This is a genomic window from Tabrizicola oligotrophica, from assembly GCF_011008935.1.
In the GTDB taxonomy this organism is placed as follows: Bacteria; Pseudomonadota; Alphaproteobacteria; order Rhodobacterales; family Rhodobacteraceae; genus Tabrizicola_A; species Tabrizicola_A oligotrophica.
In genome coordinates this window covers 76,608-94,549 of the sequence record NZ_JAAIVJ010000002.1, presented here as the reverse complement: position 1 = coordinate 94,549, position 17,942 = coordinate 76,608, and the positions used below count along the sequence as shown (strand labels likewise).

The window sequence follows — 17,942 nt, the reverse complement described above, 5'->3', positions numbered from 1 at the left end:
TGACACAGATCGTGTTCCGCGCGTCGAGTGGCCTTTTTCAATTCCATGCACAGGAACCCCAGATGACCCGAGCCGCCCTTCTTCTCTCCGTCGCCCTGATCGCCGCTCCTGCCCTTGCCGAGACCCAAGGCATCGAAAAGGACAGCCTGACCCTGGGCTTCATCAAGCTCACCGACATGGCCCCGCTCGCAATTGCCAAGGAGAAAGGCTTTTTCGAGGAGGAGGGCCTGAACGTCACGCTGGAAGCGCAGTCGAACTGGAAGGTGCTGCTGGACCGGGTTGCCGCGGGCGAGATTGACGGCGCGCATATGCTGGCCGGGCAGGCCCTGGCCGCGACCATCGGCTATGGCACCAAGGCCGAAATGGTCACGCCCTTGTCGCTGGACCTGAACGGCAATGCCATCACCGTTTCGAACGCGGTGTGGGAGCTGATGAAGCCCGGCCTTGCGCTGGATGCAAACGGCAAGCCTGCCCACCCGATTTCCGCCGCCGCGCTGAAACCCGCGCTTGAAGCCTGGGCCGATCAGGGCAAGGCCTTCAGCATGGGCATGGTGTTCCCGGTTTCGCCCCACAACTATGAACTGCGCTACTGGCTGGCGGCAGGCGGCATCAACCCCGGGCTCTATTCCGCCGATGACACCTCGGGCCAGATCGGAGCCGAGGTTCTGCTGTCTGTCACCCCGCCGCCGCAGATGCCCGCCACGCTCGAGGCCGGCACCATCGACGGCTATTCCGTAGGCGAGCCCTGGAATCAGGCGGCCGTCGCCAAGGGCATCGGCGTGCCGGTGATCTCGGATGATGCGATCTTCAAGATGAACCCGGAAAAGGTCTTTGGTCTGACCAAGGCCTTTGCCGAGGAAAACCCCAACACCGTGCTGGCGCTGACCAAGGCGCTGATCCGGGCACAGATCTGGCTTGACGAGAACAGCAACGCCAACCGCGCCGAGGCGGTCGCCATCCTGTCCTCGCCGGATTACGTCGGGGCCGACGCCGCGATCATCGCCAATTCGATGACCGGGACCTTCGAGTATGAGGCAGGCGACAAGCGCGATGAACCCGACTTCAACGTGTTCTTCCGCGGCAATGCCGCCTTCCCCTATTACTCGGACGCGGTCTGGACGCTGACCCAGATGCGCCGCTGGGGCCAGATTGCCGAGGCCAGGCCGGACAGCTGGTATGACGAGACCGCCAAGGCGGTCTATCGCCCCGACCTGTTCCAGACCGCTGCCGAGGCGCTGATTGCCGAAGGCAAGGCAAGTGCCGACATGTTCGACTTCGACGCCGACGGCTACCGCGAGCCGACCAGCGCCTTCATCGACGGCGTGGCCTTCGATGGCACGACCCCGAACACCTACATCGACAGCCTGACCATCGGTCTGAAGGCCTCGCAAACCGTGCAGGGCGGTGAGGTCACCAACTGACCCTGCCCGCCGATCCTGCCCCATCGCTTCAACAACGGACCACAGCCATGACGTCGATTGATCCCGCAGCCCTGCCCGAAGAAGATGCAACCCTGAAGGCGGCGCGCATTGCCCGGCTGTTGTCGCTGATCGCGCGCGCCGAGGTCTGGTTCAAGATGGTGGGGCTGCCCTGGCTTGCGCCCCTTTGGCGCCTGCTGATCGGCGAAGCGCCACGCCAACAGATGCGCGACCTGTGGCGCACGCTTTTCGTGCCGCTTCTGGCGATTGCCGCCTTCCTTGGCATGTGGGGTTGGCTTGCGCCCAAGGTCGAAACCTCGCTCGGCGCCATTCCCGGCCCGGCCCAGGTCTGGGCGCAGGTCGGGGTCTTGCAGGCCGATGCCATGACGGAACGCGCCAAGGAGACCGAGTTCTACGCCAAGCAGGCGGAAAAGAACGCGGCACTGGTCGCCCAAGGCAAAAGCGACGAGGTCAAGGAGCGGGTCTATGCCGGCAAGCCCACCTATGTCGACCAGATCCTGACTTCGCTGAAAACCGTGTTCATGGGCTTTGTGCTGGCTTCGCTGGTGGCCATTCCGCTGGGCATCCTTGCCGGTCTGTCGCCCACTGCCAACGCAGCCCTTGCTCCGATTGTGCAGGTGTTCAAACCCGTCTCACCTCTGGCCTGGCTGCCCATCGTCACCATGACCGTTTCGGCGCTTTATGCCGCGGGCGACGAGGGCATGTCGAAAAGCTTCCTGATCTCGGCCATCACGGTGACGCTGTGCTCCCTGTGGCCGACGCTCATCAACACCGCGCTTGGCGTAGCCACCATCGACCGCGATCTGGTCAATGTCGGGCGCGTGCTGAAGCTTTCGCTCTGGACGCGGATCACCAAGCTGGTGCTGCCCTCCGCGCTGCCGCTGATCTTCACCGGCCTGCGGCTGTCGCTGGGCGTGGGCTGGATGGTGCTGATTGCCGCCGAGATGCTCAGCCAGAACCCCGGCCTTGGCAAGTTCGTCTGGGACGAGTTCCAGAACGGCAGTTCAGACAGCCTCGCGCGGATCATGGTCGCGGTCCTGACCATCGGGTTGATTGGCGTGGTTCTGGACCGGGTGATGGTCACGGCGCAAACCCTTCTGACCTTTGACGGGCGGCGGTGACCCATGGCAATCCTCGAATTTCATCACGTCTTCAAGGGTTACGGGATCGGCCCCTCGCGGTCCGAGATCCTGAAGAATGTCTCGCTGCAGGTTGAAGAAGGCGAGTTTCTGGCGATCCTCGGCTTTTCCGGCACCGGCAAGACCACGCTTGTCAACCTGATGGCCGGGCTTGCCGCGCCGGACCGTGGCCGCGTGCTGTTCAAGGGCCAGCCGATCACCGGGCCGGGGCCGGAGCGGGGGCTGGTGTTCCAGTCCTATTCGCTGATGCCCTGGCTGACGGTGGCCGGGAATGTCGGCCTTGCGGTCGACGCGATCCACGGCGCGAAGCCCAGGGCCGAGCGCGCGGCAATGGTCGAGAAATATGTCGGCATGGTGGGGCTGTCCCATGCCGCCGCCCGCCGTCCCGCCGAATTGTCGGGCGGCATGCGGCAGCGGGTTTCTGTGGCGCGGGCGCTGGCGATGGAGCCCGAGGTTCTTCTGATGGACGAACCCCTGTCAGCGCTGGATGCGATGACGCGCGCCGATCTGGCCGACGAGATCGAAGGCATCTGGCGGCGCGACCGCAAGACGGCGGTCCTCATCACCAATGACGTGGATGAGGCGCTGGTTCTGGCCGACCGCATTGTCATCCTGAACCCAGACGGCAGCCTTGGCCGCGAGTTTCCGGTGTCGCTGGCCCGCCCGCGCGACCGGGGCGCGCTGAACAACGACGCCGAGTTTCAGCGCCTGCGCGGGGCGGTGACGGCCGAGCTGATGGAGGTCGGGCTGTCGGTCAGGCTGGAAAGCACCCGCATCCTGCCCGCACTGACCCCGCGCCACGCCTTGCCCAAGGCCTATGCCGCCGCCGCGCGCAGCCCGATTGACGACCGCTATCTGCAATATTCGCAGCTTTCCAAAGTCTACGACACGCAGAAAGGCCCGCTGACCGTGGTGGAAAACGTCGATCTGAAGCTGAAGAAGGGCGAGTTCATCAGCCTGATCGGCCATTCCGGCTGCGGCAAGTCGACTGTGCTGTCGATGACCGCCGGGCTGACCTCGATCTCGGGCGGGGCGATCAAGCTTGACGGCTATGCGGTCGAAGGCGCCGACCCCGAACGCGCCGTGGTCTTCCAGTCGCCCAGCCTGTTCCCTTGGCTGACCGCGCGTGAAAACGTGGCGATCGGGGTAGACCGGGTTTACCCGAATGCCAGTCAGGCCGAACGGCAGGAGGTGGTGGAATACTACCTTGAACGGGTGGGCTTGGGTGATGCGATGCACAAGCTGGCTGCCGACATGTCGAACGGCATGCGCCAGAGGGTCGGCATCGCGCGGGCCTTTGCCCTGTCGCCCAAGCTCCTGCTGCTCGATGAACCGTTCGGCATGCTTGACAGCCTGACGCGCTGGGAATTGCAGGACGTGCTGATGGAGGTCTGGAGCCGCACGCAGGTCACCGCCGTCTGCGTGACCCATGACGTCGATGAGGCGATCCTTCTGGCCGACCGGGTGGTGATGATGACCAACGGCCCGCGCGCCACCATCGGCCAGATCACCCAGGTCGACCTGCCGCGCCCGCGCTCGCGCCGCGCCATGCTCGACCATCCCGACTACTGGTCCTACCGGGCCGAGATCCTGAACTTCCTGCACGATCATGCCCATGGTCCAGCCAAAAAGAAGGAGGCCGCGTGATGGCGAAGAAACTGGTGGTCATCGGGGCCGGCATGGCTTCGGGGCGGATGCTGGAAAACCTTGGCCCGGATTGGCAGGTCACGCTGTTCAATGCCGAACCGCGCGGCAATTACAACCGTCTGATGCTGTCGCCAGTCCTGTCGGGCGAAAAGACCTATGCCGAAATCATCACCCACGACGCCGACTGGTATGGTGCGCAACGGATCGACACCCGCTTTGGCGAGACGGTGACGAAGATCGACCGCAACGCCCGGGTGGTGGTCTCGGCCGGGGGCGAAACGCCTTACGATGCGCTGGTGATCGCCACCGGTTCGGCCCCGTTCATCATTCCGGTGCCGGGCCACAAGCTGCCGGGCGTGGTCACCTACCGCGATCTGGAAGACACCAACACCATGATCGCGGCTTCGCGCCCGGGCGCCCGGGCCGTGGTCATCGGCGGCGGGCTGCTGGGGCTGGAAGCGGCGGCAGGCATGGCCGCGCGCGGGGCCGAAGTGACGGTCATTCACCTGATGGGCCACCTGATGGAGCGGCAGCTTGACCCGTCCGCCGGCTATCTGCTGCAAAAGGATCTCGAACGCCGCGGCATCCGGGTGCATTGCAAGGGTGCGACCAAGGCCATTCTGGGCAATGACCGGGTCGAGGCAGTGCTGCTGGAGGACGGCACAGTCTATCCGGCCGATCTGGTCTGCATGGCCGTCGGGATCCGCCCCGAAACCCGGCTGGCCAATGACTGCGGGCTCGAAGTGGCGCGCGGTGTGGTGGTCAACGACCAGATGCAGACCTCGGACCCCGCCGTCTTTGCGCTTGGCGAATGTGTGGAGCATGACAGCCAATTGTTCGGCCTTGTCGCGCCGCTTTACGACCAGGCCAAGGTGCTGGCCGCCGTGCTGAACGGCGAGACCGGCCGCTTCCAGCCGGTGCAGACCGCGACCAAGCTGAAAGTCACGGGTGTCGACCTGTTTTCCGCCGGGGATTTTGCCGAGGCGCCGGGGCGCGAGGACATCGTGTTCCGCGATCCGGGCCGCGGCATCTACAAGCGGCTGATCCTTGAGGGCGAGCGTCTGATCGGCGCGGTCCTGTATGGCGATACTGCCGACGGGTCGTGGTTCTTTGACCTGATCAAGACCGGCAAGGATGTGTCCGACATGCGCGACACGCTGATCTTCGGCCCTGCCTTTGCCGCCGGGGGGACCAAGGCGGACCCTTTGGCCGCCGTTGCAGCCTTGCCGCCTGAAGCGGAAATCTGTGGCTGCAACGGCGTCTGCAAGGGAAAGATCGAAGCCGCCGTGCAGGGCGGCGCCCTGACGCTGGACGCCGTGCGCGCCCAGACCAAGGCCAGCGCCTCTTGCGGCACCTGCACCGGGCTGGTGGAAAAGGTCATGGCGCTGACCTTGGGCGACGGCTTTGCCGCCAATGCCAATCCGGCGATGTGCAAATGCACCGACCACACCCATGAGGATGTGCGGCGGATGATCAAGGCGGGCGGGTTGAAATCCATCCCCGCCGTGATGCAGGAATTGGGCTGGAAGACGGTCGGCGGCTGCGCCTCCTGTCGACCGGCCCTGAACTACTACCTGCTCGCCGATTGGCCGCTGGACTATCGCGATGACCGCCAGTCGCGCTTTGTGAACGAACGCAACCACGCCAACATCCAGAAGGACGGCACCTATTCGGTGGTGCCGCGGATGTGGGGGGGCGTCACGACCCCCGATGAATTGCGCGCCATTGCCGACGCAGCGGACAAGTTCAACGTACCGATGGTCAAGGTGACGGGCGGCCAGAGGATCGACCTTCTTGGCGTGAAGAAAGAGGATCTGCCCGCGATGTGGTCAGACCTGAACGCCGCCGGCATGGTGTCGGGCCACGCCTATTCCAAGGGGCTGCGGACGGTGAAGACCTGCGTCGGCTCTGAATTCTGCCGCTTTGGCACGCAGGACAGCACGGGCCTTGGCATCAAGCTGGAAAAGCTGCTCTGGGGGTCGTGGACGCCTGCCAAGGTCAAGCTTGGCGTGTCGGGCTGCCCGCGCAACTGTGCCGAGGCGACTTGCAAGGACATCGGCGTGATCTGCGTCGATTCGGGCTATCAGATCAGCGTTGCGGGCGCGGCAGGCATGGAGGTGAAGGAGACCGAACTCCTGATGACCGTGGCGACCGAGGCAGAGGCGCTGGAGATCATCGCCGCCTTTACCCAGCTTTACCGCGAGAATGCCCGCTATCTGCACCGCATCTACAAATGGGTGGCGAAGGTGGGGCTTGACTGGTGCAAGGACCAGATGGCCGACCTGACAACCCGCCGGGCGCTTTATGACCGTTTCCTGCAAAGCCAGTCGGTCTATCAGACCGACCCTTGGGCGGAACTGGCCGAGCGTCCTGCCGATTGGGCGCCGATGAAAACCATCTCGCTGGAGGCCGCAGAATGAACGCCGTCACGCAACGCTGGATCGAAGTCGGCCCCCTGGCCGACATTCCGCCGCAAGGGGCGCGGGTGGTCCGCACCCCTGCCGGATGCATCGCCGTCTTTCGCACCGCAACCGACGAAGTCTTTGCCTTGAACGACCGCTGTCCCCACAAGGGCGGCCCGCTGTCCGAAGGCATCGTGCATGGCGCTTCGGTCACCTGTCCGCTGCATTCCTGGGTGTTCGATCTGAATTCGGGCGCGGCGCAGGGGGCGGATGTGGGACAGGTGGCCACCTATCCGGCCCATGTCCGCGACGGGGTGGTCTATCTGGGCCTTGCGCCATGATCCGGTCTACCTGCCCCTATTGCGGCACGGGCTGCGGCGTGCTGGTCGGCCCCGATGGCGCGGTGAAAGGCGATCCCGACCATCCGGCCAACCGCGGGCGGCTGTGTTCCAAGGGCAGCGCACTTGGCGAAACCGTCGGCCCGCGCGGGCGGCTCCTGCAGCCGGAAATCGGTGGGCAGGCGGCCAGTTGGGATCAGGCGCTGGATCTGGTGGCCGACAAGTTCAGCATGGCCATCCGCGACCACGGGCCGGAGTCGGTGGCGCTTTACGTCTCGGGCCAGTTGCTGACCGAGGATTACTATGTCGCCAACAAGCTGATGAAGGGCTTCATCGGCTCGGCCAACATCGACACCAACTCGCGGCTGTGCATGGCCTCGGCCGTGGCAGGCCATCGCCGCGCCTTCGGCACCGACACGGTGCCGGGGCTTTACGAGGATTTCGAGCTTGCCGATCTGGTCTTGCTGGTCGGATCAAACCTCGCGTGGTGTCATCCCGTGCTGTTCCAGCGGCTGACCGAGGCCCGCGCGCGGGGAACGAAAGTCGTGGTCATCGACCCGCGCCGCACCTCCACTTGCGAGATTGCCGACTTGCACCTGCCCATCGCCGCCGGGGCGGATGCGGCGCTGTTCAACCTGCTTCTGGCCGAAGCGGCGCGACGCGGGCTGAAGCCGGTCCCCTGCGAGGGGCTGGAGGCGGCGCTGCACGCGGCAGAAGCCACCGATCCTGCGGCCAGCGGGCTGTCGGTGCAGGAGATTCAGGCGCTCTATGACCTGTGGTTTGCCAGCGAAAAGACTGTGACCGCGTGGTCGATGGGCATCAACCAATCGGATTCCGGCACCGACAAGGTCAATGCCATCCTGAACCTGCATCTGGCGACGGGCCGGATCGGCAAGCCCGGCATGGGGCCGTTTTCCCTGACCGGACAGCCGAATGCCATGGGCGGGCGCGAGGTGGGCGGGCTGGCCAACATGCTCGCCTGCCACCTGAACATCGAAGACCCGGCCCACCGCGCCGCAGTGCAGGACTTCTGGGCCGCTCCCCGCATGGCCGAGAAACCCGGGCTGAAGGCGGTGGACATGTTCCGCGCAGTCGAGGCCGGCAAGATCAAGGCGCTGTGGATCATCTGCACCAACCCCGCCGTGTCGATGCCCGAGGCCGACCGCGTGGCCCGCGCCATTGCCGGATGCGAGTTCGTGGTGGTCAGCGACATGATGGCCGAGACCGACACCCTGCGGCTTGCACATGTGAAGCTGCCCGCGACGGGCTGGGGCGAAAAGGACGGCACCGTCACGAACTCCGAGCGCCGGATCAGCCGGCAGCGCCCGTTCCGCGCGCCGATGGGTCAGGCGCGGGCCGATTGGTGGCAGCTGGCGCAGGCGGCGCGACGCATGGGCTTTGCCGGGTTCGACTGGACCCACCCCGCGCAGATCTTTGCCGAACATGCGGCGCTGTCCGGGGTGGCGGGGTCGCTGGGCAGCGATTTCGACATCTCGGACCATGCAGGTATCTCCATCGCCGACTATGACGCGCTGACGCCGTTCCTCTGGCCCGCAAATGCGCGCCAGCGGGGCGGGCGGTTCTTCTCGACCGGGCAGTTCCATCATGCCGATGGCAAGGCAAGGCTCATTGCCGTCACGCCCCGGCCGGTGGCTGCACCGCTGATCCTGAACACCGGCCGGGTGCGCGACCATTGGCACACCGCCAGCCGCACCGGCCTGTCGCCGCGCCTGTCGGCGCATATGGCCGAACCCTATCTGGAAATTCACCCCGATGATGCCCGCCGGATCGGCCTTGCCGCCGACGGGCTGGCCGAAGTGACCGGACAGGGGGGCCGCGCCCTTCTGCGAGTGACGGTGAGCGATCGGGTTCCGCCGGGCCACCCCTTCGCGCCGATCCACTGGACGGGCGAGACCAGTGCGGCAGGACGGGTCAGCGCGCTGGCCGACGGGCGCACCGACCGGATTTCCGGCCAACCGGCGCTGAAGGCGGCGGCCGTTGCGGTGCGGCCCTTCACGCCCGCCTTCTATGCCTATGCCATCGCGGCCCGGCCTTTCCGCCCCGACACCGACTATTGGGCCACGGCCACCCATGCGCGCGGCATGACCGCCGAACTGGCGGGCCTTGCGGAACCCGACGACTGGCTGGCCTTCGGGCGTCGCCTGTTCGGCCTGACCGGGGCGGCCGAAGTGCAAACCCTTTCCGATCCGGCGCGGGCGCGCCATCGGCTGGCTTTCGTCGAAGCGGGGCGCCTCGTCGCGGCGCTCTTTGCCGACCGTGTGCCCGTCGCCGTGTCGCGCAGCCATGTCGCTGGCCTCTTGGGCCTTGCCCCGCCGGAAACCGTGCTTGCCGGGCAGGCGGGGGCTGACATGCCGGACCCCGGCCCCACCGTTTGCGCCTGCTTCTCGGTCGGCGTGAACACCATTGTCAGCGCCATTGCCCAAGGCGGCTGCCTGACCCTCGAGGCACTGGGGCAGGCGGTGAAGGCGGGCAGCAATTGCGGCGCCTGCCGGCCTGAACTCGCGGCGCTGATCGCGCGGCATGAACCCCGGCTGGAGGCCGCAGAATGACAGATCTCTCTGCCCGGTTTCCGCGCGCCTCGGGCCGCATTTCGCTGGTCGGGGCCGGGCCGGGGGCTGCAGACCTGTTGACCGTCCGGGCACTGCGCTGCCTGCAGGCTGCGGATGTGGTGCTGCATGACCGGCTGGTTACGGAAGAGGTGTTGGCGCTGATCCCACCCGCAACCCGGCGCATCCCGGTTGGCAAGGAGGTAGGCGCCAATGCCTGGCCGCAGGACCGGATCACCGCGCTGATGCTGACCGAGGCGGTCGAAGGACGCCATGTCGTGCGGCTGAAGTCCGGCGATCCCGCGATCTTTGCGCGCGCCGCCGAAGAGATCGACGCAGCCAGCGCTCTGGGCATCGCGGTCGAGATCGTCCCCGGTATCACCGCAGCTTCGGCGGCCGCGGCAAGTCTGGGCCGGCCACTCACCGCCCGCGGAACGGCGCAGCGCCTGCTGTTCGTCACCGCCACCGATGAAGCCGACAGGGTGACGAACCTGCCCTTGCCCGAAGGCACGACGCTGGCGCTTTACATGGCCAGCCGCAAGGCCGCCGAGATCGAAGCGGCGCTTCTCGGTCAGGGGGCGGACCCCGATGCCGAGGTCGTCGCCGTCTGCCGTGCCAGTCAGCCGGACGAGCATATCCATCGCTGCCGCCTGTCGGGCATGGCGCAAAGCCTTGGCTCGGACCCGAAGGTCACTCCGCCCTGTGTCATTCTGATCGGGCAATCTCTGGCGCAGGGCGTGGCGGACGCCGAGGCGACCGACGCGGCGCAGGCGCGCTGACGCAGCATCTCCCTGCCACGGTTTGCTCAACGGACTGCGCAAGAAGTCTGTCTTCAGCGAGCCACGCCGTCGACCATGCCGATCTCGACGCGTGGTTCCGGCAGGCCGCGAGCGACGCCTTGCACGGCGAAGGTGGTCCCGGACAGCGGATGGGCGGCGCGAGCCGCAGCGTCCAACCCTTCCAGCGCGGAAGTGCAGAACAGCGTGGCCAAGCCTTCGCTGCCAAAGGCCGGGCAAGTCGTGTGAGGGGCATCTAGCGGAACCGCCCTCAGGAACCGGCCCTGCGGCGAATAGCAGGCCACCCGCCCCGCGCCCCATTGCGCGTTCCACAGATTGCCCTCGGCGTCGATGGTGGAGCCGTCGGGAAACAGCCCCTCGGCCGACAGGTCGACAAAGACTTCCGGCGCGGCGCAGGGCCAGCCGGCGGCGTCCAGCGCGACCTTCTGGATGACTTGCGTCACGGTATCGGCGAAATAGGCGGTGCGGCCATCGGGGGAAAAGCAGATCGAGTTCGGAATGGTCAGGCCGGGGAAAAGCAGGCGCAGCTCGCCGCGATACCAGCGATAGATGGCGCCCGCGCCGGGCTCTGCCTCGCCGCGCTTCGACATGGTGCCGATCCAGAAGCCGCCCTGCCGGTCGGCCCGGCCATCGTTGGAGCGATTGCCGGGCTTGTCGGCCTCAAGCTCCGCCAGCGTCTCGATGTCCTCGGTTTCCAGATCGAACAGGAACAGGTCGCGCTCGCCCGCGATGAGCAGATGATCACGCGACAGCCAGCCTGCGGCGGAAACCAGCTCCACGAACGACCAGTGCCGCGGTTCGCCCTCCTCGACCGTATGCAGGCGCTTGCCCAGAATGTCGAACCAGAACAACTGGCGGCGGATCGGGTGCCAGAGCGCGCCCTCGCCCAACTCGCACAGGCGGGAATCGAAGATCATCACTGTCCCCCGGCAAAGGCGGCGTCATGGGCGGCGACTATCGCGGCGGCGCGGGCGGCAACCTCGGCGGCGGTCAGGCCGGGCGCGTAAAGCGCGGTGCCGATGCCGAAGCCGCTAGCGCCCGCCTTGACCCAGCTTGCGAAATTATCCGGCCCGGCGCCGCCCACGGCATAGACCTGCGTGGCCTGGGGCAGAACGGCGCGGATGGCCTTCAGCCCCTCGGGGCCGATCAGCGAAGCCGGGAAGATCTTCAGCCCGTCCGCCCCGGCCTTCAGCGCGGCGAAGCACTCGGTCGGGGTCATCACGCCGGGCCAGCTTTGCAGCCCCCTGGCCTTGGTGGCGCGGATCACCTCGGCGTCCATGTTGGGCGAGACGATCAGCGTGCCGCCGGCATCGGCCACTTCGCCGACATCCGCCACGGTCAGCACCGTGCCGGCGCCGATCTGGGCGTGCTGGCCGAAATGCCGGACCATGGACGCGATCGAGGTCATCGGATGCGGCGAGTTCAGCGGCACCTCGATGCGGGTGATGCCCGCCGCGATCAGCGCCTCGGCCACGGGCAGCGCCTCGTCCGGGGTCAGACCGCGCAGGATGGCGATCAGGTTGCGATGCTGGGTCATGGGTTTCCCTTTGCAGCGACAAGGCCCGCCAGTGTGCAGGCGGTGGCGTCAAGGATTTCGGCCACCACCCCTTGGGCGGCGAGCGCGCGGGCATAGCTGGCGGAAAGACCCGCGGCCCCGATCAGGCGGATCGGCTGGCCCAGCCAATAGGGCTTGGCCCCGGCAAGTTCGCTGCCGATCAGCAGGCCCGACAACCGCGACCGGGCGGCGGCGGGGGCAAGGCCGTTCAGCAGCCCTTCGGCGCGCAGCGAGAACAGCCGCGCCGCGATCCGCTCGGGGCGCGACAGGGCATCGGCCACGCCCTCGTCAAAGGCGGCCTCGTCCCAGCCCTCGCCCATGCCATGGCGCAGCACGGACTGGCTGGACAGCAGCGAGAACAACTCGCCCGTCATGAAGGTCTGGAACGACACCACCTCGCCGGCGCTGACATGGGCCCATTTCGAATGGGTGCCGGGCAGGCAGAACACGCCGTCAAAGCCGGGGGTGAGCAGGAGCGCCCCGGCAATCTGCGATTCCTCGCCCCGCATCACATCGGCGGGCCGGGCTTGCGACAGGCCGGGAACGATCTGCACGCCAAGGCGGGGATCGTGGGTGGCCACGGCAACCAGCCCTGCGGAACTGACCGGAGTGCAGGGCGTGGCGCGGTAGGCGGCCTCGACCCAACCCTGCCGGCTGCCGACCATGCCGCAGGCCAGAACCGGCGTCTGCCGACCCGGCTGCAGCCAATGCGCGATCAGCCGCAAGAGCGCAGGCTCGAACTCGGCGCGGGTCAGCCCGCCCGCACCTTCACCCGACTGCGCCTCGGCCAGAATGCCTTCAGGCCCCATCGCCCAGGCCCTCAGGTTCGAGGACCCCCAGTCAACGGCAATCCAGTCGGGTGCCATGGCCTAGCGCAGGTCGCCCGGAAGCAGGGCTTCCGGCAGGTTCTGATAGCTGACCGGACGCAGGAAGCGGCGGATGGCCATGGTGCCCACGCTTGTCGCGCCAAAGTTGGTGGAGGCCGGATAGGGGCCGCCATGCACCATGGCATCGCAAACCTCGACCCCGGTCGGGAAGCCATTGGCCAGAACCCGGCCGGCCTTGCGTTGCAGGATCGGCAGCAGGCGGCGGGCCAGCGCGGTGTCGGCATCGTCGACATGCAGGGTGGCGGTCAACTGGCCCTCGAAGGCGCGGGCGATCTCCAGCATCTGATCTTCGCTTTCGGCGGCAATGATCAGGCCGAGCGGGCCGAACACCTCTTCCTGCAAGGGGTGATTGCCGATCCAGTCGGAACCCTTGACCATGAAAAGCTGCGGCGTGGCCTGACGGCGGTCGCACATCTGGGTCAGCAGGTCGCGCACGGCGGGACTGGCGGCAATCCGGTCGCGGCCCTGCACATAGGCCGCCGCGATGCCTTCGGTCAGCATGGTCTGGCTGCCGACGGCCTGCAGCGCCGTCACCATGGCCGCGCCCAAAGCCTCAGCCTGATCGGCGCGCACCACGGCGATGCCGGGGTTGGTGCAGAACTGACCGGCACCTTGCGTCAGCGAGCCGGCCCAGCCGACCACGATCTTGTCCATCCGCGCGGCGACCGCGTTCGGCAACAGGAACATCGGGTTGACGGAACCAAGCTCGCCAAAGAACGGGATCGGCTCGGGGCGGCTGGCGCAAAGATCAAACAGCGCGCGGCCGCCAGCAAGCGAGCCGGTAAAGCCGACGGCCTTGATCAGCGGGTGGGTGACCAGCGCCGCGCCGACATCGCGCCGCCCGCCCTGCACCAGCGAGAACACGCCGGGGTGCAGCTTGCACTTGCCAATCGCCTCGGCCACGGCTTCGGCAATGATCTCGCCAGTGCCGGGATGGGCCGAATGACCCTTGACCACCACCGGGCAACCGGCGGCCAAGGCAGAAGCGGTGTCGCCGCCGGCGGTCGAGAAGGCCAGCGGAAAGTTCGAGGCGCCGAACACCGCCACCGGGCCGATGGGCTGCTGCATCAGCCGGATCTCCGGGCGCGGCAGGGGCGCGCGGTCCGGCAGGGCGGCATCGCTGCGGCGGTCGAGATAGGCGCCCGCGCGGATATGCGAGGCGAACAGGCGCAACTGGCCGGTGGTGCGGCCGCGCTCGCCTTGCAGGCGGGCGACCGGCAGGCCGGTTTCCTGCGTGCCGATTTCGGTGATCGCCTCGGCCCGCGCCTCGATCGCATCGGCAATCGTTTCCAGAAACACCGCCCGCTCTTCGCGGGTGGTGGCCGAATAGCTCCAGAACGCTTCCTCGGCGGCCTCGGCGGCGCGGTTCACCAGATCGACCGTGCCGACGCCGAAGGCATGGGCCGGCCCATGCGCCGGTTCGGACAGGAAGGTTTGCGGGCTGGCGACCCACTCACCAACGATCAGGTGGCGGCCGTGCGGGGTGAAGCTCATCTCGGTATCCTAGAAATCGAAGGCCGCGACCGTCTGGCGGCGACCAAGGGAAAGCGCATCGGCCACATGGACCATGGGGGCAAGGTCTACATCAGAGGCGCGCGTGCGCAAGAGGTCTGCCATGCGGGCGTAGAGTGCCGGGTATTCGCCCATGATGTCGGCATCGCCCGCCACCGGCTTGCCCGCGATTTCCAGCACATTGCCGCCCATGCGTAGCGCCATCGGGCCACGGTCGGTTTCGACGGTGATGTCCCAGGTCTGCGGGCCGGTCTGGCGCCAGTCGAAATCGGCGGTGACATGGCCGGTAAAGCGAAGCTGCGCGGCAATCGGGGTCTGGCGGTTTGCGGGAACCTCCAGCGTGGCCTCGGTCAGATGCACCGGCTGCGGCAGGATTTCGGTCAGGATCGACAGCGCGTTGATGCCGGGGTCAAACACCCCCATGCCACCGGGTTCGAACACCCAGTCCTGACCAGGGTGCCATTTGCGCACATCTTCGCGCCAGGTGATATGCGCCTCATGCACCGCCTTGTCGGCCAGCCAGGCCTTGGCGGCGGCCACCGCGCGGGCCATGCGGCTGTGCCATGTGGCGTAAAGCGTCAGGCCGCGGGATGCAGCCAGGGCCTGCAACTCATGCACCTCGGCCAGGGTGGCGCCGGGGGGCTTTTCCAGCATGACATGACGGCCCGCCAGCAGCGCCGCTTCGGCATAGTCAAAGCGCGGCACCGGCGGCAGGCAGAGCGAGACCACCGGCACATCGGGGCAGGCCTCAAGGAAGGCGTGGAAATCGGTGAAGGAAGGCACGCCCGCCACCTCGCCCTTGCGGCTGATGGTGGCGGCGAGGGTGAAATCGGGGCTCGCCGCCAGCGCCGGAACGTGTTGATCGACGGCGATCTTGCCGATGCCCACAAGGGCGATCTTGGTCGGCATCAGTGCGAATCCCGCCCGACCGGCGCCCCGCGGCAGCCTTTCAGGAAATCGAGATCGGCCCCGGTATCGGCCCCTTGCACATGCTGTTGATGCAGCCAGGCATAGCCGGAGTCATATTGCGGGTGCAGCGGCTTCCATGCCGCCAGCCGCTCGGCCAGTTCGGCCTCGGAAATGTCCAGATGCAGGCGGCGGTTCGGCACGTCGAGTTCGATGAAATCGCCGTTCTGCACCACGGCCAGCGGCCCGCCGGCGGCAGCTTCGGGCGAGGTATGCAGGCAGACCGTGCCATAGGCGGTGCCGGACATGCGCGCGTCGGAAATCCGCACCATATCGGTGATGCCCTTGCGCAGCACCTTCGGCGGCAGGCCCATGTTGCCCACCTCGGCCATGCCGGGATAGCCCTTTGGCCCGCAGTTCTTCAGCACCATAACGCAGGTTTCGTCGATGTCCAAAGCCTCGTCATTGATCTTGGCCTTGTAGTCGTCGATGTCCTCGAACACCACGGCGCGGCCGCGATGCACCATCAGCTGCGGCGAGGCGGCGGAGGGTTTCAGCACCGCCCCTTTCGGCGCAAGGTTGCCCTTCAGCACCACCACGCCGCCCGATTTCGCCAGCGCCTTGTCGGCAGGCAGGATGACATCTTCGTTGTGGTTGGTCACGTCCTTGACCTGCTCCCACGCCGTCTGGCCCGACACGGTCAGCGCGTCCTTGTGCAGAAGTCCTGCCTCGCCCAGCCGCTTGATGACCACCGGCAGGCCGCCGGCGTAGAAGAATTCCTCCATCAGGTATTTGCCCGAGGGCATCAGGTTCACGATGGTCGGCACCTCGCGGCCGCAGCGGTCCCAGTCGTCGAGCGTCAGGTCCACGCCGACCCGGCCGGCGATGGCCAGCAGGTGAATCACCGCGTTCGTTGACCCGCCAATCGCGGCATTGGTGCGGATGGCATTTTCAAAGGCCTCTTTCTTCAGAACATCCGACGGCTTCAGATCGTCCTTCACCATCTGCACGATGCGGCGGCCCGACATCTGCGCCATGACACGGCGACGCGAGTCCACCGCCGGAATCGCGGCATTGCCCGACAGCGCCATGCCCAAGGCCTCGGCCATGCTGGCCATGGTGGAAGCGGTGCCCATGGTGTTGCACGATCCGGCAGAGCGGCTCATCGAGGCTTCGGCCTCGGCAAATTCTTCCTGACTCATCTCGCCCGCCTTCACGGCTTCGGAGAATTTCCACAGATGGGTACCAGACCCCACCCGCTCGCCCTTGAAATAGCCGTTCAGCATCGGCCCGCCGGTGACGATGATCGACGGCAGGTCGGTGGAGGCGGCGGCCATGAGGAGGCTGGGCGTGGTCTTGTCACAGCCGACCAGCAGCACGCAGCCATCCATCGGCTGACCGCGCATCTGTTCTTCGACCGCCATGGCGGCAAGGTTGCGGAACATCATCGCGGTCGGGCGGAAGGCGCTTTCGCTGGCAGAAAACACCGGCACTTCCACCGGGAAGCCGCCCGCCTCATAAACCCCGCGTTTCACGAACTCGGCCAGCACGTTCAGGTGCGCGTTGCAGGGCGTCAGTTCCGACCAGGTGTTCAGGATGCCGATGACCGGGCGGCCGTCGAACATGTCATGCGGGAAGCCCTGATTCTTCATCCAGCCCCGGTGATAGATCTGGTCGCGGCCATTGCCGCCGAACCATTCCTGCGAGCGCAAGTGGCGGGGCCAGGGGGCGGGTTTGAAGGTCATCTTTGCCTCACAGGGGATGCACGGCGGTTGGCCCGGCTTCCGCCGGATCAAAGGCCAGGGGGTTGGTCAGGGAGAGCCCGAACGGGGCCGCCTCGATTTCAAAGACATCGCCGGCTTCGGTCTTGATGCCATCGGCGAAAGACAGGGTGGCGGTGCCGAACATATGCACATGCAGATCGCCGGGCTGGCGGAACAGGCCGTATTTGAAATGATGGTGTTCCAGATTGGCGAAGGAATGCGACATGTTCGCCTCGCCCGACAGGAACGGCTTTTCCCAGATCACCGCACCAGCCCGCCGCACCCGGCTGGTGCCGCGAATGTCGACCGGCAGATCGCCCACCAGAATTTCCGGGCCGAAGGCCGCCGGGCGCAGCTTGGAATGCGCCAGCCACAGGTAATTCACCCGTTCCGTCACATGGTCGGAAAACTCGTTGGCCAAGGCCCAGCCGATGCGGTGCGGCGTGCCATCCGGCCCGATCAGGTAGATGCCGGCGATTTCCGGCTCCTCGCCGCCGTCCTCGGCAAAGCCGGGGGCCGTCAGCGCCGCGCCGGGGGCGACGGCCTGCGTGCCGTTGCCCTTGTAGAACCATTCGGGCTGCACCCCGACCGCGCCGGCGGCGGGCTTGCCGCCTTCAAGGCCCATGCGGAACATCTTCATGCTGTCGGTCAGCGTTTCGGCGCCCGCCAGTTTCGTGTGCATCGCATCGCGCGCCGCGGCAGAGCCGAGATGGGTCAACCCGGTGCCGGTCAGGTGCATGTGGGCGGCGTCGGGATGGGTGATCGGCAGCGTCACCCGGCCCGCGGCCAGAAGCGCGGGCAGGTCCACCGCCTCGCCCAACCCATGCGCGGCGATGGTGGCGGCAAGGCCTTGCCCCTTGGCAATCGCCTCCTCGGCCAGCGCATAGGTGCTGGTGGCACCGCGGACAATCGCCGCCTCGGTGCCGTCGCGCACCACCACGGCCAAGCGGCCATCCGGTTGCAGGATTTGCGAAATCAGCATGGTCTGGC

The 17,942-nt window shown here is 66.9% G+C and carries 14 protein-coding genes; 7 read left to right on the top strand and 7 right to left on the bottom strand.

From position 1 onward, the window contains the following. Window positions 1–62: 62 nt before the first annotated feature. Genes G4Z14_RS04485 through cobA form a run of 7 tightly spaced genes read left to right on the top strand, consistent with a single transcriptional unit; the run spans window position 63 to window position 10,311 of the window. The gene (locus G4Z14_RS04485) at window positions 63–1,421 is read left to right on the top strand and encodes a CmpA/NrtA family ABC transporter substrate-binding protein (protein ID WP_164623593.1); all 1,359 of its coding nucleotides are present in this window, start codon (window positions 63–65) and stop codon (window positions 1,419–1,421) included. Window positions 1,422–1,468: 47 nt separating this feature from the next. After that, a complete protein-coding gene (locus G4Z14_RS04480; RefSeq protein ID WP_164623592.1) occupies window positions 1,469–2,560 on the top strand; it encodes an ABC transporter permease in 1,092 nt (363 codons plus the stop codon). A gap of 3 nt (window positions 2,561–2,563) precedes the next feature. Beyond that, window positions 2,564–4,225: an ABC transporter ATP-binding protein gene (locus tag G4Z14_RS04475; protein WP_164623591.1), complete on the top strand. Its 1,662-nt coding sequence runs from the start codon at window positions 2,564–2,566 to the stop codon at window positions 4,223–4,225. Continuing rightward, window positions 4,225–6,645, top strand: coding sequence for a nitrite reductase large subunit NirB (gene nirB, locus G4Z14_RS04470; RefSeq protein ID WP_164623590.1), 2,421 nt, complete (start codon window positions 4,225–4,227; stop codon window positions 6,643–6,645). Before G4Z14_RS04475 ends, nirB begins: the two co-directional genes overlap by 1 nt. Further along, the gene (nirD, locus tag G4Z14_RS04465) at window positions 6,642–6,968 is read left to right on the top strand and encodes a nitrite reductase small subunit NirD (protein ID WP_164623589.1); all 327 of its coding nucleotides are present in this window, start codon (window positions 6,642–6,644) and stop codon (window positions 6,966–6,968) included. Before nirB ends, nirD begins: the two co-directional genes overlap by 4 nt. Continuing rightward, entirely contained in the window at window positions 6,965–9,535 is a 2,571-nt protein-coding gene (locus G4Z14_RS04460) for a nitrate reductase (protein ID WP_164623588.1), read from the top strand. Before nirD ends, G4Z14_RS04460 begins: the two co-directional genes overlap by 4 nt. Continuing rightward, window positions 9,532–10,311 (top strand): uroporphyrinogen-III C-methyltransferase, encoded by a 780-nt coding sequence (cobA, locus tag G4Z14_RS04455; protein ID WP_164623587.1) that lies wholly within the window; start codon window positions 9,532–9,534, stop codon window positions 10,309–10,311. Before G4Z14_RS04460 ends, cobA begins: the two co-directional genes overlap by 4 nt. 53 nt (window positions 10,312–10,364) lie before the next feature. Here cobA and G4Z14_RS04450 read toward each other — a convergent pair whose 3' ends face one another. Genes G4Z14_RS04450 through araD1 form a run of 7 tightly spaced genes read right to left on the bottom strand, consistent with a single transcriptional unit; the run spans window position 10,365 to window position 17,934 of the window. Then, on the bottom strand, window positions 10,365–11,246 hold the full coding sequence (locus tag G4Z14_RS04450) for an SMP-30/gluconolactonase/LRE family protein (protein ID WP_164623586.1): 882 nt from the start codon (window positions 11,244–11,246) through the stop codon (window positions 10,365–10,367). After that, window positions 11,246–11,866, bottom strand: a complete 621-nt coding sequence (locus G4Z14_RS04445; RefSeq protein ID WP_164623585.1) for a 2-dehydro-3-deoxy-6-phosphogalactonate aldolase — start codon at window positions 11,864–11,866, stop codon at window positions 11,246–11,248. Before G4Z14_RS04445 ends, G4Z14_RS04450 begins: the two co-directional genes overlap by 1 nt. Beyond that, a complete protein-coding gene (locus G4Z14_RS04440) occupies window positions 11,863–12,750 on the bottom strand; it encodes a 2-dehydro-3-deoxygalactonokinase (RefSeq protein WP_164623584.1) in 888 nt (295 codons plus the stop codon). The genes G4Z14_RS04445 and G4Z14_RS04440 overlap by 4 nt, the downstream gene beginning before the upstream one ends. Before the next feature lie 3 nt (window positions 12,751–12,753). Then, window positions 12,754–14,265, bottom strand: a complete 1,512-nt coding sequence (locus G4Z14_RS04435) for an aldehyde dehydrogenase (NADP(+)) (protein WP_164623583.1) — start codon at window positions 14,263–14,265, stop codon at window positions 12,754–12,756. 9 nt (window positions 14,266–14,274) lie between these two features. Continuing rightward, entirely contained in the window at window positions 14,275–15,192 is a 918-nt protein-coding gene (locus tag G4Z14_RS04430; RefSeq protein ID WP_164623582.1) for a Gfo/Idh/MocA family protein, read from the bottom strand. Continuing rightward, a complete protein-coding gene (gene araD, locus G4Z14_RS04425) occupies window positions 15,192–16,934 on the bottom strand; it encodes an L-arabinonate dehydratase (protein WP_164623581.1) in 1,743 nt (580 codons plus the stop codon). The genes G4Z14_RS04430 and araD overlap by 1 nt, the downstream gene beginning before the upstream one ends. A gap of 7 nt (window positions 16,935–16,941) precedes the next feature. Beyond that, complete coding sequence (gene araD1 / locus G4Z14_RS04420; protein WP_164623580.1) at window positions 16,942–17,934, bottom strand: AraD1 family protein; 993 nt, start codon at window positions 17,932–17,934, stop codon at window positions 16,942–16,944. Window positions 17,935–17,942 lie beyond the last annotated feature (8 nt).